The following is a 14,379-nucleotide window of genomic DNA, read 5'->3' on the forward strand; positions in this document are numbered from 1 at the left end:
CTTGCCCGAGCCATCGCCAAGCGCGATGCCCGCACCCGCGTTTTGCCAGCACCCGGTAAGCAAAATCACTTAGTCCCTACTCACTACAATTTTTGCCTTCGATGGTTGTTCTGATAAGTACCGAGAGAGACTAGTTATGCCGATGATTCGCCGCACCTTTGTTACCGCTGCCGTGGCCGCTGCTTCTGCCCTGACCATGGGCTCCGCTTTTGCACAAGGCAAAGAGGTAAAAATTGGCTATGCGCTGGCCGTGAATTCGCACTTTGGCGCGGGCGCCAATGCCTGGGCCGAATCGGTGGAGAAAAGCACCAATGGCGCCTTCAAGTTCAAGCAGTTTCCCTCGTCGGCCCTGGGCGGCGAGCGCGAGCTGATCGAAGGCCTGCAGCTGGGCACCGTGGAAGCAGCGATTGTCTCGACCGGCGCTCTCTCCAACTTTGTGCCCGATGTAGGCGCAGTGGACATTCCCTTCCTGTTCCGTGACACCGCTCACGCCCGTGCGGTGATGGACGGCCCTTTCGGCCAGGAGCTGCTCGCCAAGTTCCAAAAGCGTGGCCTGGTCGCTCTGGCCTGGGGTGAGCAAGGCTTTCGCCACCTGAGCAACAACAAGCGCGCCGTCGCCAATGTGGCAGACATGAAGGGCCTGAAAATCCGCGTGACGGAAAACCCGGTGCACATCACCGCCTTCCGTACCTTGGGTGCATCGCCCACACCCATGTCCTGGCCTGAAGTGATTGGCGCGCTGCAGCAAGGCACGATCGACGGCCAGGAAAACCCAATCTCGGTGCTCTCCTCGGCCAAGCTGTGGCAAGTGCAAAAGCACCTGACGCTGACCGCCCACGTCTACGCACCGATGGCCATCCTGGTATCGCCCGGCTTCTGGGGCACGCTGAACGACGCGCAAAAGGCCGCCTTCACCGAAGGCGCCAAGAAGGGCGCTGCTGCTTCGCGCGTGTTTGTCGACACGGTCGAGAAAAAGGGCGTGGAAGAAGCCAAGTCGCACGGCATGCAAGTGGTGGAGAAGGTCGACCAGGCCGCTTTCCGCACCGCGCTGGAGCCAGCCTACAAGGAATACGCCAAGAAGTTTGGCCAAAAGACCTTGGACCAGATCACCAACACCAAGTAATTCAACACCCGGTGAGCGCTGAACCGGCGCTTGCCCCCGTGCGCCAGGCTGCTGCAGCCTGCCGCGCTGGCGCCTGACAGGCCGGGGCCACCGCCCCAAACGCAGCGTCGCCCAGCTTCTGCTCACCTGCAGGCCGGGCTTTCCGTGCACTCCACCCCGCGCACACCGCCCTGCCCGCTTGTTGCCAGGCGCCTTTCTCGAATGGCTGTCCGCCGCATGCCGCGCCGACAGCCGCAACCGCAAAACTCCTATGCTTGATCGTTTCGAACGCACCTTGGTCGCCTGCAACCGCTGGCTGCTTATCGTGCTGCTGCTGGCCATGGCCTGCATCGTATTTGCCAACGTGGTACTGCGCTACACCACGGGCGACTCCATCGTCTGGGCCGAAGAAGTGGCCCGCCACATGATGATCTGGGTGACCTTCCTGGGCGCCGGCCTGGTGCTGCGCTTTGGCGGCCATGTGGCCATTGACAACCTGCACCGCGCTGTCAGCACGCGCAGCGCACAGATCATCCGCGCTATCGTCGCGGCCGGTTTGGCGATTTTCTTTGTGGTGATGACGGTCGCCTCGTCGCAGTACGTGTACGCCACGCGCTTCCAAACCACGGCCGCCACCGACATTCCCATCTCTTACATCTACGCCGCCATGCCCGTGGGCTTTGTGCTGATGCTGGTGCACTTGCTGTTCATCGTGCGCGTGTACGTCAAATCCGGCGGATACGCAGTGTCCGACGAGATGGACGCCGACGCCGCAGCATCTATTTAAGACGGGACGAACACCACCATGGGTATCACATTATTCGTCGCCATCGTCGTGCTGCTGACCTTGGGTTTCCCGGTCGCTTTTGCACTCGCTATTTCTGCCGCGCTCGCCGTTTTCGTCGGCGGGAAATATCCGCAGCTCATCGTCTTCAAGGAGATGTTCACTGGCATCGACAGCTTTCCGCTGATGGCCGTGCCCTTCTTCATTCTGGCGGCCGAGCTGATGTCGGGCGGTGCACTCACTGCCGTGCTCTTGCGCTTTGCGGCGCAGTTTGTGGGCCACTTGCGCGGCGGCCTGGGCTACGCCAATGTGCTGTCGCTCACGCTGTTCTCGGGCATCTCGGGATCGGCGCTGGCCGATGCGGCCGGCCCCGGCTCGATGATGGTCAAGATGATGGACAAGGCCGGCTACGGCCGCCCTTATGCAGCGGCGCTGACGGCCAGCACTGCTATCGTCGGCCCCATCATCCCGCCCTCGGTCAGCATGATCATCTATGCACTGCAGGATGAAAACGTCTCCGTCGGCGGCCTGTTCATGGCAGGCTTCATCCCCGGTATCTTGATTGCATTGGCCATGGCCGCCGTCAACTGGTGGGTTTGCCGCAAGCGCGATTACCGCAGCACCGAACCACGCCCGAGCGCACGTGAGATGTGGATCACCAGCTTCAAGGCCATTCCGGCGCTGATGCTGATCGTGCTGATCGTCGTCGGCATCCGCTTTGGTATCTTTACGCCAACCGAAGCGTCTGTGGTCGCCGTGTTCTACGCGCTCATCTGCGGCAAATGGGTCTACCGCACCTTGCAATGGTCGGCGCTTCCCGGCATTTTGGCGCGCTCAGCCATGCTGACGGCATCGGTGCTGCTGGTGATGGCCACCTCGGCCGCGTTCGCTTGGGTGCTGACGGTCGAAGGCATTCCGCAGTACCTGTCGCAACTGATTGTGAGCTGGGAGCTTTCGCCCACCATGTTCCTCATTGCGGTGAACATCTTGCTGCTGCTGTTTGGCATCTTCATGGAGCCGCTGCCCGGCGTGATGATTCTGGTGCCCATCCTGGCGCCCATTGCCAACAGCCTGGGTATTGACCCGACGCACTTTGCCATGGTCGTCATCGTCAACCTGACCCTGGGCATGATCACGCCTCCGGTCGGCGGCCTGCTGTTTGTCACCTCGGTCGCCACGCGCGTCTCCATTACCGATCTGACGCGCGAGATGCCGCTGTTCCTGGTGGCGCACTTTATCGTGCTGTGCTTGCTGACCTTCATTCCCGAGCTGTCGACCTGGTTGCCGCACATGCTGGGCTTCCAATAAGCCGGGCAGGTAGCAAAAACAACCGCGTGCGAGCTTTACGCTCCACGCGGTTTTTTCTTGCCGCTACCAAACCTGGCCAGAGCGGTTGTGGCGCAAGGTCAGAATTGACTGGCGTCCGTCCACGGTCCCTCGCCGCGGCTGCGGCTTTTGTTGCGGTACATGTCGCGGTCGGCGTGTTTGAGCAAGGTTTGCGAATCGCAGCCATCGGCCGGGAAGATCGCCCAGCCAATGGCAGCGCCCAGCACCACGCTCTCGCCCACTGGCAAGCCGTGCAGGCTGCCCAACGCAGGAGCCAAGGCCTGCTGTATTTTGTCGGCCACCATCTGCGCCTGCGCCTCGGTCTCCGCGCCTTGCAGGCCCACGACAAATTCGTCGCCACCCAGGCGCGCCAGCACGTCGTGGGCCCGCAGAACACTGCGGATGCGCTGCACCACCTCGATCAAGGCACGGTCGCCGTTGTCATGGCCCCAGCGGTCGTTGAGCGGTTTGAAGTGGTCCAGGTCGATGAATAACAGGGTGAACGGCGCGGGCGGCACGCCGGTGCTGGAAGTGGTGGTCCAGCTCGTCAGAATATGGTTGAGTGCACTGCGGTTGGCCGCACCGGTGAGCGAATCGGTGAACAAGCGGTGGCGCATGTGGTGCACGTTGCTGGCCAGCTCGCCAATTTCGTCGTTGCGCGCCACACCGATGGGTGCATCAATCTCGCCTTGGCCCACGCGCCGCACAGCGTGCGTCAGCGAGCGCATGTCGTTGGCCAGGCCGCCAAAAATGCGCAGCCCCAAAGCCAGCGCCAGCCCCAGGGCCAGCAAGCCCAGCGCCACTACCAGCACCACATGCGAGCGAATGCCGCTCAGCATCTGCTGGTGCGGCACGGCCACCACGGCCAGCCAGTTGAGGCCGGCGTCGTCGGTGATACGGCGGTAAGCCACCTCGATGGGGTGGCCGTCGGCGTCCACCATCAAGGCGGTTTCGGCCACTTCGTTGGCGTCCAGAAACTTGGAGAGCAGGCTTTTGTAGGCCACTTCAATCAGGTGCTGGCCCGATTCAGCCGCGTTCACGCGCATCGGCTTCTGGTTGCTGTCGTAGCGGATATTGGGCAGGCCGGTGGCCGCAATCAGGTTGCCGCTGGGCTCCATGATGAAAGCGCTGGCACCCACGGTCAGCGGCAAGCGGTCGACAAAATCACGCAGCTCATGCAAAGACACGTCGGTGGCCACCACACCGACGTAGCTGCCGTCGGCCGCCAACACGCTGCGAGCGCGCGTCATCACCAGGTCTTTGGCATTGAAGTCGATATACACCGGCGTCCACACATGGCCGCGGGTTTTGTCAGCCACGCGATACCAGGGGCGCATGCGCGGGTCGAAAAGACTGTCTTCGTCGCGCTGGTAAACCGGCTCGGCGTTGATGCCGGGCAGCGCGTAGATACCGCGGTGGTCGCCCGCATGCAGCTTCAAGCGCAGCTCGGCCTGCTGGCCGCTTTTGCGCAACAGGCCAATGGCCTGGCCGTCGCGGTTGCCGTAATAAACATAGTCGCCAGCTTCGCCGCTCAGCGAGGTGGCGGCCCAAAGCCGGCGACGCAAGGCGGGCAGCTCAGACTCCAGCGGCTCCGGCCCGGCCAGGCCTTCGGGAAAAGCCGCCTCGATGACGGTGCGCGAGCTGAAGATATGGCGATCCACCGCCTGGCTGATACGCTCGGCCATTTCTACCATCAGCTGCTGCGACAAGGTGGAGACGGTTTTGCTGCCCGTCCAATACCACAGCACGCCGAGCACGCCGGTGAGCAATGCGATCAGCATCACAAACGGCAGCACCAGCGACAGGGTGAGCGACGAGGCTTTACGGGTAGGCATGTAGGCGTATCAGAAGCGCAGGCCGCCTACGCAGCCAACCCGGCACCACATCGGCGGCATGGGAGCGGCTGCAACAGCGTCGCGAGGCCGCAAGCATAAACCGATAGCCAATAGGTATTGAAATTTTCGTGGCAAATTAACAAAGCTTTGCAGCGCTCCTGCGTCGTCCAAGTGACAAAACGGCCCGCCCTCTTTCGCAGATGGCGAGCCATTGGTACAAACATCGGCTACCGGCATTGGCGCAGCAAGCGCCGCAGCGCCGCAGCGCCTGCCAACATCAGTCCTTGCGCGGCAGCGCGGCAGCCTCGCGGGCCAGCATGGTGATGTGTTCCCAATCGCCGCGCTCCAATGTGTCGGTGGGCACCAGCCAGGAACCGCCCACGCAAACCACGTTTTTCAGCGCCAGAAACTCGGGTGCGTTGGCCGGCGTGATGCCGCCCGTGGGGCAAAAGCGCACTTCGCCAAACGGGCCTTGCCAGGCCTTGAGCATGTTGAGGCCGCCCGCTTGCAGTGCAGGGAAAAACTTCAGCTCGTTAAAGCCGTCTTCCTGCGCTTGCATGATTTCGCTGCTGGTGGCCACACCGGGCAGCAAAGGCAAAGCCAGATCACGGCAGGCCTGGCCCACGCTGTGCGTGTAGCCGGGGCTGACGGCAAAGCGCGCACCAGCGGCGGCAGCGGCTTTGGCGTCTGCTGCGCTACGCACCGTGCCAGCGCCCACAATCGCCTCAGGCACCGCCTTGGCAATGGCTTCGATGCTGGGCAGGCCTTGCGGCGTGCGCAACGTCACTTCGAGCACGCGGATGCCGCCGGCCACCAGGGCCTTGGCCATCGATACCGCGTGGTCCACATCGCGCAGCACGATCACCGGAATGACCGGTGCGTCCTGCATGATCGATAAAGCTGTCAGTTGAGCAGCCATGTGCAAGCCCCTTCTTCTGCGCTGAGCGCATTGCGCCGGAATCCGGCAAACAGTTCACGGCCCAGGCCGCGCCCATTGGCGCGCAGCTGCTCGGCCGGTATGGTGGCGTTGGGCCGCGCTTCCCACTCGGCGGCCGCCACTTCGGCCTGCATGATACCGGTTTCAGCATCCAAGAGCACCATGTCGCCGTCTTGAATTTTGGCCAGCGGCCCGCCCGCCAGCGCCTCGGGCGACACATGGATGGCGGCCGGCACCTTGCCCGAGGCGCCGCTCATGCGCCCGTCGGTCACCAGCGCCACCTTATAACCCTTGCCTTGCAAAACGGCCAGCGGCGGCGTCAGTTTGTGCAGCTCGGGCATGCCATTAGCCTGCGGGCCTTGCCAGCGCACCACGCACACCACGCCGTTGTGGCCATTGGTTTGACAAGCCTCTTCCAGCGCACCAGATTTGAAGGCAGCCTGCAAAGCATCTTGCGAATCAAACACCAGCGCCGGAGCCCGCAGCACATGGCGATCCTCAGGCACGGCACTGACCTTGATAACGCTGCGCCCCAGATTGCCCGTGAGCAGCTTCAAGCCGCCGGTGGGGCTGAAAGGCGCGCTCACCGGGCGCAGTACTTTGTCGTCACCCGAAGCGCCGGCATCACGCCACACCAACTGCCCTGCTTGAACATGGGGAATGCGCGCAAAAGGCGCCAAACCGCCTTCGCGCACGGTCAGCACATCGCCGTGCATCAAACCAGCTGCCAGCAATTGGCCGATGACGTAGCCGGGCCCGCCGGCTGCCTGGAACTGGTTCACATCGGCCGCGCCATTGGGGTAGACACGCGCCAGCAAGGGCACAACGGACGAGAGCTGCTCAAAATCGTTCCAGTCGATGACGATGCCGGCCGCCCGCGCCACCGCCACCCAGTGGATTAGGTGGTTGGTAGACCCGCCGGTGGCCAGCAGCGCCACCATGGCGTTGACGATGCAGCGCTCGTCCACCACATGGCCAATCGGCGCAAAGCGCTTGCCGTGCGTGATGCCCAGCACCGTGCGCATGGCTTCGCGGGTCAGCAGCTCGCGCTCGCCGTCTTCAGGGTTGATGAAGGCCGTGCCCGGCACATGCAGGCCCATGGCTTCAAGCAGCATCTGGTTGCTGTTGGCGGTACCGTAGAAGGTGCAGGTACCGGCGTCGTGGTAGGCGGCCATTTCGGCTTCGAGCAGCTTTTCTCGGCCCACCAAGCCCTGGGCGGCCAGCTCGCGCACCTTGGCTTTGTCGTTATTCGACAGGCCGGATTTCATGGGCCCGGCGGGCACGAACACCATGGGCAAATGGCCAAAGTGCAAAGCGCCAATCAACAGGCCGGGCACGATCTTGTCGCACACGCCCAGCATCAGCGCGGCATCGAAAGTATCGTGCGTCAGCGCCACGGCCGTACCCATGGCAATGGCGTCGCGGCTGAAAAGCGACAGCTCCATGCCCGGCATGCCTTGGGTGACGCCATCGCACATGGCGGGCACGCCGCCGGCCACTTGCGCGGTGGCGCCGTGCTGGCGGGCTTCGTCTTTCAAAATGTCCGGGTAATGCGCGAACGGCGCGTGCGCCGAAAGCACATCGTTATAAGCGGTGACGATGCCAACGTTCGGGCCTTTGGCTTCGACGATGCGGATCTTGTCCTTACCGGGCAAACCAGCTACGGCGTGCGCTACGTTGGCGCAGCCCATCGAACGCATCTGCGGCGGCCGCGCCGCCATGGCATCGACCTGCGCCAGGTAATCGCTGCGCGTGGCAGCGCTTTTGCGCCGAATACGGTCGGTGACCTCTTGGAGAACGGGGTGAAGTGCAGTCATGGGGCAGTCCTTGGGGGAAACACAGCGCGCTGCGCCAAGGGCTGCGCGCTTTTGTATCAGGTAACTATTCAGGCAATCGTCAGCGAATTTTTATAGCACAGCGGCAAGCGCAAGGTTTAGCACTCAGCGCGCCAACCATTGCTGCACCTGGACCGCAATAGCCGGCAGCGGCAAAGTGGCCGGCAACGTGAGCACATCGGGCTCGGCACGCGGGTCTTCCAGCGTGGCGAACTGGTTGGCCACCAGCTCAGGCGAGAAAAAATGCCCGGCCCGCGTCTGCACGCGCGCCAAGGCGGTGGCGTAATCCAGATCCAGAAAAACAAAGCCCAGCCGAGGCTGAGCACAGCGTAACTCGTCGCGGTAACGGCGCTTGAGTGCCGAGCAGGTAAGCACCAAGCCATCGTCTGGCGCGGCTGCAGCCAGCATATCGGCCAAGCGCTGCAGCCAGCCGGCGCGGTCTGCATCGGTGAGCGGCGTGCCCGCGTTCATCTTGGCCACGCTCTCGGGCGAGTGGTAGCTGTCGCCCTCCACCAAGTGCCAGCCCAGTTGCTGCGCCACGGCAGCCGCAGCGCTGGATTTGCCGCAGCCCGAAACGCCCATTACCACCAAGGCCAGCGGCGGCAGGCCGGCTGGCGGCGGATTCGTATGCATGGGAGTTGTGCTGTCCATATCCATCCAACAAAAAAGCGGTTTGGCGACCGGAAATACCTCGGCCCGACCCACCCGACAAGCAGTGGCGAGCGTTTGGGATAGCGCTATCATAGCGGCTGTTTTTGAGCTTTTCCTGAGCCGTACCTTGCCCACTTCCCCGGCCCACAAAAGGCCAGCGCCCTCTTCCGCCGCCAACGCCGCGCCAATTGCCCGCCGCTCGCGCGCCACCGGCCGCATTACCTTGCGCGAAGTGGCCGCAGAGGCTGGCGTGAGCCCCATCACGGTTTCGCGGGCGCTGCGCGGTGAGCGGCGGGTGGATGCAGCACTGGCCGACCAAGTGCGTGCCGTGGCGCAGCGCATGGGCTATGTGCCCGACCCGGCTGCACGCGCCCTGGCATCGAAAAAAAGCACACAGGTATTGGTGCTGGTGCCCATGCTGTCGAACACCTTGTTTGTCGACCTGCTCGAAGCAGCGCACCAAGTGCTGTTTGCAGCGGGCTTCCACATGCTGATTGGCGTAACGCACTACCGCCCGCAGGAAGAAGAGCAATTGCTGCGCGCTTACCTGCCCATGCGCCCTGCGGGCTTGCTGCTGACCGGTTTTGAGCGCAGCGCAGGCGCCGCGCAATTGCTGGCGGCCAACGCCATCCCCAGTGTGCATTTGATGGAGTTGCACGCCGAAGCGGCAAGCACGGAATCTGTATCGGCACCGCTCTACAGCGTGGGTTTTTCGCAAGCCGATGCGGGTGCAGCCATGACGCAGCATTTGCTGCAGCAAGGCTACCGCCGCATTGCTTTTTGTGGAGCGCAGTTGGATGCCCGCGTACTGCAACGGCTGCAAGGCTACCGCCAGGTTTTGCAGGCCCAAGGGCTGTACGACGCGACCTTGGAACTGCTGCAACCGGAAAGCTCTTCGCTCGCACTAGGTGCTGCAATGTTTGAGCGTCTGACCCAAACCCAGCCAGCGCCCGACGCCATCTTTTTCTGTAACGACGATTTGGCCCAAGGCGCTCTGCTTGCCGCCACACGCCTGGGCTTGCGCGTACCCGAGCAGATTGCCATCGCCGGCTTCAACGATTTACCAGGCAGCGCGCACATGGTGCCGCCGCTCACCACCATCCGTACACCGCGCAGCGCCATTGGCACGCAGGCGGCCACATTGCTGTTGCAGCTTATGCGTGGCGAGGCCGTGGACGAAGCGCGTCTGGATCTGGGCTTTCAGCTGGTGCAGCGGCAAAGCAGCTGAATCTGCCTGGCCGCGCACGGCCAAACGGCGCAGGCAGCGCCCGCCCAAATTGCCCATTCAGTAGGCTGCCAGCAACTGGCGTATCCGCTTTTGTCTGCAGCCAAGCCAGAAAAACAAGGGTTATTACTTATTTTCTAGCACCACACGAACGCGCCGCGCGCTTTAGAATGTCCATATTGTAGTTATTAAATCCATATTATGGACAATCAGGAGCCACACGATGCCCGTTGAACAGCCCGAAGCCAATCCCTTGATGCCCTACCAATACCCGAACCCGGCAGAAGCGCTGCCCGAGATCGTGGTGGAAAGTGCCATCCCCAAAGACGAGCGCCTGTGGGTGCCGCAGGCCGAGAACGTCTGGTTCCGCCCGCTGTGCCTGAACGCCAGCCAGGGCTACTGGATGAACCTGTTGAAGGTGCGCAAATCGGGCGTGCTCAGCCGCCACCGCCACCCGCAAGCCGTGCACGGTTTTGTGCTCAAAGGCAAGTGGAAATACCTGGAGCACGACTGGTGGGCGCAAGAAGGCTCGTATGTTTTCGAGCCGCCCGGAGAGACACACACGCTGTATGTGCCAGAAGACTGCGAAGAGATGATCACCTACTTTCAGGTCAACGGCATCATGTACTACACCGACCCTTGGGGCAAAGGCATGGGTTACGAAGACGTGTTCACCAAGATCGACATGTGCAAGCGCCACTTCGAAGCCGTGGGCCTGGGGGCTGACTATGTCAAGCAATTCATCCGCTGATCGCACGGCCGCCCGCGCAAAGTACGACTTTGCTGGCCAGGTGGCCATCGTCACCGGCGCCAGCAATGGCATCGGCGCCGAGATCGCCCAGCACTTGCGGGCCTCCGGCGCCAGCGTGGTGAACTGGGATCTGCAGCCCGCTGCCAACGGCCCCGCTGCCGACCTCTTTTGCCAGGTAGATGTCACCCAGCCGGCCACCATTGCTGCCGCGCTGGCGCAGGTGCAAAAGCGCTTTGGCCGCGTGGATATGCTGGTCAACAGCGCCGGTTTTGCCGGGCCAACGCTGCCGCTGATCGACTACGACCCTGCCATGTGGCAGCGCATTGTCGATGTCAACCTGGTCGGCGTTTTCCACGTCTGCCAGGCGGTGGCGGCAGCCATGCGGGCTGGCGGCTATGGCCGAATCGTCAACATCGCTTCGCTGGCTGGCAAGGAAGGCACGCCCAACTCGTCGGCCTACAGCGCCGCCAAGGCCGGCGTGCTGGCCCTGACCAAAGCGCTGGGCAAAGAGCTGGCGAAAACCGACGTACTGGTCAACGCCATTGCGCCCGCAGCCATCAAAACCGCTTTGCTGGAGCAGATGGCGCCCGAGCACGTGCAAACCATGGTCAACAAAAGCCCGATGGCCCGCCTGGGCGAGGTGCAGGAAGTGGCCGAGCTGGTGAGCTGGCTGTGCTCGCCCTCATGCACCTTCAGCACCGGCGCGGTGTTCGATCTTTCGGGCGGCCGCGCCACCTACTAAAAGAACAGAAGAAGAGAATTCCCATGACATTCGCCAACAACCTGTTTGCCGGTAAATCCGCCCTGGTCACCGGTGCCACCCAAGGCATTGGAGCCGGCGTGGCCAGCGCCCTCGCCCGTTTGGGTGCCAATGTGATCGCCGTAGGCCTGGGCGCCGGCGATGGCTCGCTCGACAAGCGCGTGCAAGTCATCGAAGCCGACGTCACCAACGCCGAGCAAGTGAATGCGGTTTATGCGCAGATTCAGCAACTCGACATGCTGGTCAACTGCGCCGGCATCATCAAACGCGGCGAAGAGCTGGACCCCGACGTATTTGACAAAGTGGTGGCCGTTAACCTGAGCGGCACCATGCGCATGTGCGCCGGTGCACGCGAGCTGCTCAAGGCCAGCAAAGGCAGCATCGTCAACACCGCCTCCATGCTGAGCTTTTTTGGCGGCGGTCTGGTGCCCGGCTATGCGGCCAGCAAAGGCGGCGTGGCGCAGCTGACCAAATCGCTCGCCATCGCCTACGCCAAGGACGGCATCCGCGTCAACGCCATCGCGCCCGGCTGGATCGCCACTGCGCTCACCCAGGCCCTGCAAGACGACCCACAGCGCGCCGAACCCATTTTGGCGCGCACGCCGCTGGGCCGTTGGGGCACACCCGAAGACGTGGCCCAAGGCGTGGCCTTTCTGTGCTCGCCCGCAGCGTCGTTCATGACCGGCGTGGTGATGCCGGTGGACGGCGGCTATCTGGTGGTGTAAAAACCAGCGCTTTTTCACCGCAGCGCACGCAAACCAAGACGGCCCTCGTGGCCGTTTTGTCATGGCGCCCACGGCCGGCCATGCCGCCAGGCTGAAATAATGGCGGCTCAGGCTCTCACTCACCGCCCATGCCTTCTGCCCCGCCAACCCCAGCCGCAACGCCAGCTTCCGTTGCCCCATCGCGCCCGCACAGCTGCTGGCAATTGTTTCTGGCATTCACCGCCATCGCGCTGCAAGGCTTTGGCGGTGTGCTGGCCGTCATCCAGCGCGAATTGGTGGAAAAGCGCGGCTGGCTGACGAACCAGGAATTTGTCGAAGACTGGTCGGTCGCGCAAATCATGCCCGGCCCGAACGTGGTGAACATGAGCATCACCCTGGGCGACCGCTACTTTGGCTGGCGCGGCGCCCTGGCCGCTGCGCTGGGCATGCTGCTGCTGCCCATGTTTGTAGTGCTCGCCCTGGCCTTGCTCTACAACCACTGGGCCAACGTGCCACAAGTGGCAGGCGCTGTTCGTGGCATGGGTGCCGTGGCCGCTGGCTTGGTAGCGGGCACGGCCTGCAAACTGGCGGGCTCGCTGCGCGGCAACCGCCTGGGCCTGGCACTGGGCTTGGTATTGGCCGCCGCCACCGTGCTGGCTTTGGCCTGGCTGCACTGGCCGTTGGTCTGGGTGTTGCTGAGCTTGGGCGGCATCAGCTACTGCCTGGTGTATGCGCGTTTGGCGCCAGCAGGCCCCCCAAAAACCGACCCGGAGCAGCAACCATGAACGCCGCACTCAGCGCCATGCAAGCGGCCGACTGGTGGCACCTGTTTGGCTATTTCCTCTCGGTATCGCTGCTGACCGTGGGCGGCGCCATCGCCACTTCGCCCGACATGTACCGCGTGCTCGTCGGCCAACAAGCGTGGTTGACGCCGCTGCAGTTCAACAACTCGGTCGCCATTGCGCAAGCCGCACCCGGGCCGAACGTGCTCTTTATTGCACTCATCGGCTTGCAGATCGGCCTGAACGCCAGCCAAGGCTTGCCGCTGTGGCAGGTATGGGCGCATTGCACGCTGGCCGTGGCCTGCACCATGCTCGGCGTGCTGCTGCCCAGCTCCCTCGTCATGCTGGCCACCGCACGCTGGATCTTCAAACACCGCGAGCACCGTGCCCTCAAAGCCTTCAAACAAGGCATGGCGCCCATCGTCATCGGCATGATGTTCACCACCGCCTGGGTGCTCGCCAGCAACCACGGCCTGCCCACCGAGGTACCCGGCCTTTGGATTCTGAGCATCGCCACTGCCCTGCTGGTATGGCGCACGCGCTGGCATCTGCTGTGGTGGCTGGCCGCTGGCGCGGCGCTGGGGGCCTTGGGCTGGGTGTAGCGGGCCTTTCCATCGGGATCAGGCTTGGCCGCAGCACGGCAACCACCTCAGGTTTCGCGAGAAGAACGCAAACAAACTGGCGCAGACTCGCTCTAGTCCAGTCGCACGCCTGAAGAGTCGATCGCGGCCTTCCAGCGCGCAGTGTCTTGGCCCACAAAATCAGCGAAAGCTTTTCCCGTCAGCGAACTGGGCACTCCGCCACTTTGCGCCAGCTTGTCACGCAGCTCGGGGTCGCGCATCACTGTTGACACCGCAGTTTCAATGGCTTGTGAGACGTTCTCTGGCACCGCAGACGACACGAAGAGCCCCACCCAGGCGCTGGAGATCATGTTCGGGTAACCAGCCTCGCCCATCGTCGGCAGGTTCGGCAGATCCGGTACCCGGCTCTCTGCCGTTACCGCCAACGCACGCAGCTTCTGGGATTGGATATGGGGCAATGCCAGCGTCAGATTGTCGAATTGAAACTTGGTCTCGCCAGCCAACAAGGCCATGGTTGCTGGAGCGGATCCCTTGTAAGGCACATGCACAGCGGCAACGCCCGTTTGCAGTTTGAATATCTCGCCCATCAGGTGGCTGGTCTGCCCAATGCCAGCAGACCCGAAAGAGGCATCCTTGGGGGTATTTTTCAAGCTGCTCACCAGTTCAGCCACGCTTTTTACGTCGGAGCTGGCATTTACCACCAGCACATTGGGGAATGAAACCACACCAGCAATCGGCCGAAAATCCGCTGCCTTATAGGGCAGGTTCTGGTAGGCGCTGTAGTTGATCGCTTGCGGCCCGACATTCCCCGCCAGCAGCGTGTAGCCGTCTGCTGGCGTGCGCAAAAATGCCTGTGTTCCTATGATGCCCCCGCTGCCCGGCTTGTTGATCACCACCACAGGCTGGCCCAGCAAGACGCCCAGTTTTTGCCCCAATAAGCGAATCGGGTTGTCGACACTCCCGCCCGCTGGCCCCGGAACGATGATGGTCAGCGGCCGGCTTGGCCATTTTTCTTCGGCATGCAAAGCTGGCACCAGCGCCAGGCCCAAAGCAACAGCGCCCATCCAAGCTTTGCATCCAGGCTTCAGCAGTAATTTCATGGCATT

Annotated in this window: 14 protein-coding genes; 9 read left to right on the forward strand and 5 right to left on the reverse strand. The window is 62.9% G+C overall.

Annotated elements, in window-relative coordinates:
- Positions 1-136 precede the first annotated feature (136 nt).
- The 3 genes from ACFIQF_RS09465 (at position 137) to ACFIQF_RS09475 (ending at position 3,194) form a co-directional block, all read left to right on the forward strand.
- Entirely contained in the window at positions 137-1,123 is a 987-nt protein-coding gene (locus tag ACFIQF_RS09465) for a TRAP transporter substrate-binding protein (protein ID WP_393942245.1), read from the forward strand.
- 250 nt (positions 1,124-1,373) lie between these two features.
- Positions 1,374-1,889 carry a TRAP transporter small permease gene (locus ACFIQF_RS09470; protein ID WP_393942248.1) on the forward strand — a complete coding sequence of 172 codons (516 nt, stop codon included), beginning with the start codon at positions 1,374-1,376 and terminating at the stop codon, positions 1,887-1,889.
- Between the two features lie 18 nt (positions 1,890-1,907).
- Positions 1,908-3,194 carry a TRAP transporter large permease gene (locus tag ACFIQF_RS09475; RefSeq protein WP_393942250.1) on the forward strand — a complete coding sequence of 429 codons (1,287 nt, stop codon included), beginning with the start codon at positions 1,908-1,910 and terminating at the stop codon, positions 3,192-3,194.
- Positions 3,195-3,292: 98 nt separating this feature from the next.
- Here the strand turns inward: ACFIQF_RS09475 and ACFIQF_RS09480 are convergent, their stop codons facing one another.
- The 4 genes from ACFIQF_RS09480 to ACFIQF_RS09495 all read right to left on the reverse strand — a co-directional run bounded on the left by ACFIQF_RS09480 (position 3,293) and on the right by ACFIQF_RS09495 (position 8,452).
- Positions 3,293-5,047, reverse strand: a complete 1,755-nt coding sequence (locus tag ACFIQF_RS09480) for a diguanylate cyclase domain-containing protein (protein ID WP_393942253.1) — start codon at positions 5,045-5,047, stop codon at positions 3,293-3,295.
- A 277-nt stretch (positions 5,048-5,324) separates the two neighbouring features.
- Positions 5,325-5,966, reverse strand: a complete 642-nt coding sequence (gene eda / locus ACFIQF_RS09485) for a bifunctional 4-hydroxy-2-oxoglutarate aldolase/2-dehydro-3-deoxy-phosphogluconate aldolase (RefSeq protein WP_393942254.1) — start codon at positions 5,964-5,966, stop codon at positions 5,325-5,327.
- On the reverse strand, positions 5,951-7,801 hold the full coding sequence (gene edd, locus ACFIQF_RS09490) for a phosphogluconate dehydratase (protein WP_393942255.1): 1,851 nt from the start codon (positions 7,799-7,801) through the stop codon (positions 5,951-5,953). The genes eda and edd overlap by 16 nt, the downstream gene beginning before the upstream one ends.
- A gap of 123 nt (positions 7,802-7,924) precedes the next feature.
- Positions 7,925-8,452, reverse strand: coding sequence for a gluconokinase (locus ACFIQF_RS09495; protein WP_393942257.1), 528 nt, complete (start codon positions 8,450-8,452; stop codon positions 7,925-7,927).
- 145 nt (positions 8,453-8,597) lie between these two features.
- Between ACFIQF_RS09495 and gntR the strand changes: the two genes are divergently transcribed.
- The 6 genes from gntR (at position 8,598) to ACFIQF_RS09525 (ending at position 13,294) form a co-directional block, all read left to right on the forward strand.
- The gene (gene gntR / locus ACFIQF_RS09500; RefSeq protein ID WP_393942259.1) at positions 8,598-9,698 is read left to right on the forward strand and encodes an HTH-type transcriptional regulator GntR; all 1,101 of its coding nucleotides are present in this window, start codon (positions 8,598-8,600) and stop codon (positions 9,696-9,698) included.
- A gap of 220 nt (positions 9,699-9,918) precedes the next feature.
- Complete coding sequence (locus tag ACFIQF_RS09505; RefSeq protein WP_393942261.1) at positions 9,919-10,446, forward strand: 2,4'-dihydroxyacetophenone dioxygenase family protein; 528 nt, start codon at positions 9,919-9,921, stop codon at positions 10,444-10,446.
- Positions 10,424-11,188: an SDR family NAD(P)-dependent oxidoreductase gene (locus ACFIQF_RS09510; RefSeq protein WP_393942263.1), complete on the forward strand. Its 765-nt coding sequence runs from the start codon at positions 10,424-10,426 to the stop codon at positions 11,186-11,188. The genes ACFIQF_RS09505 and ACFIQF_RS09510 overlap by 23 nt, the downstream gene beginning before the upstream one ends.
- A gap of 23 nt (positions 11,189-11,211) precedes the next feature.
- Complete coding sequence (locus tag ACFIQF_RS09515; RefSeq protein ID WP_393942265.1) at positions 11,212-11,931, forward strand: SDR family NAD(P)-dependent oxidoreductase; 720 nt, start codon at positions 11,212-11,214, stop codon at positions 11,929-11,931.
- 203 nt (positions 11,932-12,134) lie between these two features.
- A complete protein-coding gene (locus tag ACFIQF_RS09520) occupies positions 12,135-12,695 on the forward strand; it encodes a chromate transporter (RefSeq protein ID WP_393942267.1) in 561 nt (186 codons plus the stop codon).
- The gene (locus ACFIQF_RS09525) at positions 12,692-13,294 is read left to right on the forward strand and encodes a chromate transporter (protein ID WP_393942269.1); all 603 of its coding nucleotides are present in this window, start codon (positions 12,692-12,694) and stop codon (positions 13,292-13,294) included. Before ACFIQF_RS09520 ends, ACFIQF_RS09525 begins: the two co-directional genes overlap by 4 nt.
- Positions 13,295-13,386: 92 nt before the next feature.
- Here ACFIQF_RS09525 and ACFIQF_RS09530 read toward each other — a convergent pair whose 3' ends face one another.
- Positions 13,387-14,373 carry a Bug family tripartite tricarboxylate transporter substrate binding protein gene (locus ACFIQF_RS09530; RefSeq protein ID WP_393942271.1) on the reverse strand — a complete coding sequence of 329 codons (987 nt, stop codon included), beginning with the start codon at positions 14,371-14,373 and terminating at the stop codon, positions 13,387-13,389.
- Between the last annotated feature and the right edge of the window lie 6 nt (positions 14,374-14,379).

Origin of the sequence: Comamonas trifloxystrobinivorans, from assembly GCF_043359985.1 — a bacterium.
GTDB lineage: Bacteria > Pseudomonadota > Gammaproteobacteria > Burkholderiales > Burkholderiaceae_C > Comamonas > Comamonas trifloxystrobinivorans.